At 70.1% G+C, this 5,335-nt stretch carries 5 protein-coding genes; 1 reads left to right on the top strand and 4 read right to left on the bottom strand.

Features of this window, described 5'->3' with window-relative positions; translation table 11 throughout:
- Positions 1 to 267: 267 nt before the first annotated feature.
- From VFO68_RS20145 to VFO68_RS20130, 4 genes are all read right to left on the bottom strand, one after another.
- A complete protein-coding gene (locus tag VFO68_RS20145; protein ID WP_325159884.1) occupies positions 268 to 1,230 on the bottom strand; it encodes a hypothetical protein in 963 nt (320 codons plus the stop codon).
- A gap of 226 nt (positions 1,231 to 1,456) precedes the next feature.
- A complete protein-coding gene (locus VFO68_RS20140) occupies positions 1,457 to 1,903 on the bottom strand; it encodes an acyltransferase (RefSeq protein ID WP_325159883.1) in 447 nt (148 codons plus the stop codon).
- Positions 1,896 to 2,831 (bottom strand): NAD-dependent epimerase/dehydratase family protein, encoded by a 936-nt coding sequence (locus VFO68_RS20135; protein WP_325159882.1) that lies wholly within the window; start codon positions 2,829 to 2,831, stop codon positions 1,896 to 1,898. The genes VFO68_RS20140 and VFO68_RS20135 overlap by 8 nt, the downstream gene beginning before the upstream one ends.
- A 48-nt stretch (positions 2,832 to 2,879) precedes the next feature.
- Positions 2,880 to 4,010 (bottom strand): DegT/DnrJ/EryC1/StrS family aminotransferase, encoded by a 1,131-nt coding sequence (locus VFO68_RS20130; protein ID WP_325159881.1) that lies wholly within the window; start codon positions 4,008 to 4,010, stop codon positions 2,880 to 2,882.
- Between the two features lie 77 nt (positions 4,011 to 4,087).
- On the opposite strand from VFO68_RS20130, the gene lhgO reads away from it, so the two are divergent.
- The gene (gene lhgO / locus VFO68_RS20125; protein ID WP_325159880.1) at positions 4,088 to 5,263 is read left to right on the top strand and encodes an L-2-hydroxyglutarate oxidase; all 1,176 of its coding nucleotides are present in this window, start codon (positions 4,088 to 4,090) and stop codon (positions 5,261 to 5,263) included.
- Positions 5,264 to 5,335 lie beyond the last annotated feature (72 nt).

Here is a 5,335-nt window from a genome sequence, read left to right as displayed (position 1 = left end):
CGTTGGCCGGAACGAACCCCAGGACCGCCGCGACGGTCAGCGTCGCGGCCCCGACCGTCCCGAGCCGGCGTCTCGTCCGGCCGGAGGCGCGGTCGTGTACAACACAGTTCATTGCATTTCCTTCCCCAGTGTTTCCCCAGTGCGGGAGCCAATGGCTCCACTCTGAAGACGTGTGTCGCCGGCCGGCGTTGCCCGGAGACGACAGGCAAGCCAAAACGACGATGGGCCCTGCCGGCGCGCCGGCAGGGCCCATCGTCATGGGTCAGATCAGGTGATCACGTCGTTGACGAACCAGTTGAAACCGAGCAGCACCACCGACTGGTAGGTGCTGAACGCGATGTCGTTGGCGTCCGGAGCCCAGATCCCGCTGTGCAGGTAGACCTGAAGGTTGCCGTTCGCGGCGACCCGCCCGAGGATGTCGGGCCGGCCGTCGAGGTTGACATCGGTCAGCGCGACCGCGTTGATCGTGTTCCAGCCGGTGCCGAGCAGGTAGGACACATCGGTGACGGGATCGAACACCGCGAGGAACTGGTCCTCGAGGAACACCAGGTCCGGCACACCGTCCATCGTGACGTCGGCCATGAGCTGGTCCCGGTCAGCCTCGCCCCCGGAGATCAGCAGCTGCGGCGGCAGGAGCGTGTCGAAGCCGCTGGGCGTGCCGCTGTGGAAGTAGACGTAGGTGTCCCCGGTGCCGGCCCGCCGGGCCATGACGTCGTCCCAACCGTCGGCGTCGAGGTCGAAGATGAACACCAGGTCGTTGATGTTCCACCCGGTGCTGATCACCATCGAGCTCTGCAGGGTCGAGGTGCCGTTGAACGTGCCGCTGTGCCGGTGCACCCGCATCACGCCGTCGAACCCGATCGAGACCACGTCCGCGATGTTGCGCGGTTCGCCGACCATGCCGCCGGCCATCCGGCCCTGGCCGATCCAGCGCTGCCCGCTCCAGTTGAAGTTGATCGTGGTCGCCGGCTGGTAGGTGAAGATGCCGTTGAAGGTGCGGCTGTGCGGGTACACCTTCAGGTCGCCGTTGTTCTGTTGGCGGGCAAGGATGTCCGGCCAACCGTCCACAGTGAAGTCACCGGTGTGGCCGCCGCTGCCGGCCGACTGCGTGCCCACGCCGCGGCCCTGCTTTGCCGGCATGTGCATGACGTGCTTGCTCAGCTCAGGTGTCGCGCCGGACGGCGCCGCGGCGACCGCCGGGGCGAGCGCCACCGCCGTGCCCGTCGTCACCACGCCCGCCGTCAGGACGGCCAGAACTCCCCGCCAGCCTCTTCGACTGCTGTACATGCCTCATGCCTCCCAGTAGATCCCTCGACTGATCCCTCAGTGAATGGCCCCCGACACCGCCCCAGATATTGTCAGTTCCGGCCCGGCAACGGAGGGTACTACGGAAGGCTGCGGTAGAAAGTCCGGCGTCGTTGGACAATTCGGCGCAACGACATACGCCGAACGGGCGTTACCGGGGTGAACGGTTGACCCGGACGTCGGCGCCGTCGATCTCCACCGTGCCGACCGGGACGGCCGGCACGCCGGCCACGACGGTGCGGCTCGGCACGTCCTTGGTGACCACCGCGCCGGCCGCCACCACCGCCTCGTCGCCGATCGTGACGCCCATCATGACCACCGCGTTCGCCCCGAGGAAGACGCGGTCGCCGATGCGCACCGGCGCGCGATCCACCACCGGGTAGTCGCGGCCGGACACGCACCGGCGCATGGAGCTGTGCGTGTAGATGTGCACGCCGCTGCTCACGTCACAGCCCGAACCGATCACCAGCCCGCCGGAGCCGTCGATCACCGTGAAGGCGCCGATCCAGGTGCCCGCCCCGATCTCCGGGTCACCGCTGATCCAGGCGTGCGGGTTGTACGGGTTGGCCGGCAGGCCGTGCTCGGTCGGGTTACTCACCCAGGGCGGCCTTGACCAGCGCGGCCATTCCGTCCTGCACGGAGATGGTCGGCTCCCAGCCGAGCACCTCGCGGGCCCGGGTGATGTCCGCGGCCCGCCGGGAGACCAGCACGTCGCGCGGGTTGAACTGCGGCTCCACGTCCACGCCGACGGCGTCGATCAGGATCTTGGCCAGCTGGGCGATCGAGGTGTCCACCCCGGTGCCGATGTTGATCGGCAGGTTGGCCCGCTCGCTCTCCAGGGCCGCGACCACGGCCTTGGCCAGGTCGGTGACGTGCACGAAGTCCATCGACTGCTCGCCCTTGCCGTCGATGATCGGCGGCTGGCCGTTGCGCAGCCGCTGGATGAAGTGGTTGATCACCGAGGTGTAGTAGGCCTCGATCTTCTGACCCGGCCCGTACACGTTGAAGAACCGCAGGGCGTTCCAGGAAAGGCCCTTCTGCCGCTGGTAGAACCCGAGCAGGTCCTCGCCGGCGCGCTTGGTGATGCAGTACGGGGTGAGCGGGTCGAGCTCGTCGTCCTCGTGCATCGGCAGCCGCTTCGGGTCGCCGTACACCGAGGCGGTCGAGGCGAACACCAGGCGCTGCACACCCTCGTCCGCGGCGGCGGCGAACACGTTGTGGTTGCCGGTCATGTTGATGTCGACGCTCTCGTGCGGGTCGGCGATCGACTTGTTGATCGACACGGTGGCGAAGTGGATGACGTGCGTGCAGCCCCGCATCGCCTCGCGCACCGCACCGCCGTAGCGGACGTCCTTCTCCACCAGCTCGACGTTGCCCGTGGCCACCAGCTCGTTGACCCGGGCCCGGTCGCCGCGGCTCATGTTGTCGTACAGCCGAACCCGGTAGCCGCGGTCGAGCAGCAGCGGGATCGTGTGCATGCCGATGAACCCGGCGCCGCCGGTGAAGAACACAGTCTTGTCCGCCATGGAACGGCAGCCTCCTTGCGTGAAGTTCTTTGGGGGGAAGGGGGTTGTTCAGGACGCCGCGGTGATGACCGCGCGGACGCCGGCCGCGACCTGCTCGACCTCGCCGTCGGTGAGGTTGGCGTGCATCGGAATGGCCAGGTGCCGCTCGAAGAGGTCCCGCGACGTGGGGCAGGGGTTGGTCGTTCCGTAGACCGGCTGCAGGTGTGAGGCGTAGGTGCCGATGTTGCAGCCGATGCCCCGGTCGCGCAGGCCGGCGGCGATCTCGCCACGGTTGAGGCCGGGGTCGAGCGTGAGCGCGTAGGTCTGCCAGGAGTGCTGCCGGTCCTCCGGCTCGACCGGCAGGGTGATCCCGGCCAGGTCACCCAGCATCCGCTGGTAGCTGGACGCGATCTTGCCGCGCCGGTCGACCAGCCCGGACAGCCGGCGCAGCTGCACCCGCATGATCGCCGCGGCGATGTCGGAGAGCTTGTAGTTGTAGCCGAGCTCGGTGAACTGCGGCACCGGCAGGTCGCGCTGGCCGGCCCGGCTGTGCGCGCTGTCGATGCCGAACGCGTGCAGCTTGCGGACCTTCGCGTCGATCGCCGGGTCGCTGGTGACGATCGCGCCGCCCTCGCCCGCGGTGATGCCCTTGCGGCCGTGGAAGCTGAAGCAGGCGATCGGCGCGAGCCGGCCGGCCGGCTTGCCCTGATAGGTGGCGCCCGCGCTGCACGCGGCGTCCTCCACCAGGAACAACCCGTGCTCGGCGGCCAGCGCGCCCAGTTGGTCGTAGTCGGCCGGCAGCCCGAACCCGTCGACCGCGATGATGCCGACCGTGCGCGGGCCGATCAGCGCCCGGACCGACTCCGGGTCGATCGTCGCGGTGTCCAGCCGCACGTCGGCGAACACCGGGGTGGCGCCGGTGTAGAGCACCGAGTGGCCGGTGGCCGGGAAGGTGTAGTCGGCGACGATCACCTCGTCACCCGGGCCGACCCCGAGGGCCAGCAGGGCCAGGTGCAGCGCGGCGGTGCAGTTGCTCACCGCGAGGGCGTGCTCGGCGCCGATGGCGGCCGCGAACTCCTCCTCGAACTTACGGCAGGTGGGTCCGTTGCCGGCCAGCCAGCCGGACCGGAACACCTCGGCGACCGCGGCCAGCTCTTCTTCGCCGACCGTGGGCTGACCAAGGGCAATACTCTCTGACATGACTCTCCCGGGATAGATCGCGGCCGAGTCTAACTGCCCGAAAATCGTGGCGGCGGCGAGCCGTAACCTATTGCGTTGTGCGACACGTTGTGATTGTGGGTGGCGGAATCCTCGGCCTCGCGGTGGCCCATGAGCTGGTCGGCCGGGGTGACCGGGTCACCGTGCTGGAGAAAGAGGACCGCTGGGCGGTCCATCAGACCGGGCACAACTCGAACGTCGTGCACGCCGGGCTCTACTACCAGCCAGGCTCCTTCAAGGCGAAGATGTCGGTCGCCGGAAACCGGTCGATCGTCGACTTCGCCCGGGCCAACGGGGTGCCGGTGGAGGTCTGCGGCAAGCTCGTCGTGGCCACCACCGAGGCCGAACTGCCCGCGCTGGGCGTGCTGGCGCAGCGGGCCGAAGCCAACGGCGTGCCGGCCAAGCTGATCGAGCCGGCCGAGGCCCGCGAGTACGAGCCCGAAGTGGCGTGTGTCTCAGCTCTGCGGGTGGAGAGCACCGGGATCATCGACTTCCCGGCGGTGTGCGCGGCGCTGGTCCGCGGGCTCACCGAACGCGGCGCCGACCTGCGGCTCGGCACGCCGGCGCTGGGCATCCGGCCGGGCCGCACCGGCGGCGTCGAGGTGGCGACCGGGTCGGCCGTGCTCCGGGCGGACGCGCTGGTGAACTGCGCCGGCCTGCACAGCGACCGGGTCGCCCGGATGGCCGGGCTCGAACCCAGGGCCCGCATCGTGCCGTTCCGGGGCGAGTACTACGAGCTGCGCCCGGACCGCCGGCACCTGGTTCGCGGCCTGATCTACCCGGTACCGGACGCCACCCTGCCGTTCCTCGGGGTGCACCTGACCCGGATGCTGGACGGCAGCGTGCACGCCGGCCCGAACGCGGTGCTGGCGCTGCGCCGGGAGGGCTACCGGTGGCGGGACATCTCCGGCCGCGACCTGCTCGACGCCGCCCGCTATCCGGGCCTGTGGCGGCTGGCCCGCAAGTACCCCCGGACCGCCGTGGACGAGGTGCTGCGGTCGCTGTCCCGGCGGCGGTTCGCGGCCAGCCTGGCCCGGCTGGTGCCGGCGGTGCGGCGCGAGGACATCGTCCGGGCCGGCGCGGGCGTGCGGGCCCAGGCGCTGCTGCCGGACGGCTCGATGGTGCACGACTTCCTGATCGAGACCGCGCCGAACCAGGTGCACGTTCTCAACGCCCCGTCACCGGCCGCCACCTGCGCGCTGGAGATCGGCCGCTACGTGGCCGACCGCGTCTAGGCAGGGGTGAGGGTGTCGCGGCCGAGGTAGGGACGCAGCGCCTCGGGGACCCGGACCGAGCCGTCGGCCTGC

The sequence above is a fragment of the Actinophytocola sp. genome (genome assembly GCF_035712165.1).
In the GTDB taxonomy this organism is placed as follows: Bacteria; Actinomycetota; Actinomycetes; order Mycobacteriales; family Pseudonocardiaceae; genus DASYTH01.
The sequence above is the reverse complement of the archived record's forward strand: the minus strand, read 5'-3'. Positions and strand labels throughout refer to the sequence as shown.

Coding starts and splice junctions, on each gene's coding strand:
- VFO68_RS20130 (WP_325159881.1), bottom strand. CDS start 4,010: ATGTCAGAGAGTATTGCCCTTGGTCAGCCCACGGTCGGCGAAGAAGAG.
- VFO68_RS20135 (WP_325159882.1), bottom strand. CDS start 2,831: ATGGCGGACAAGACTGTGTTCTTCACCGGCGGCGCCGGGTTCATCGGC.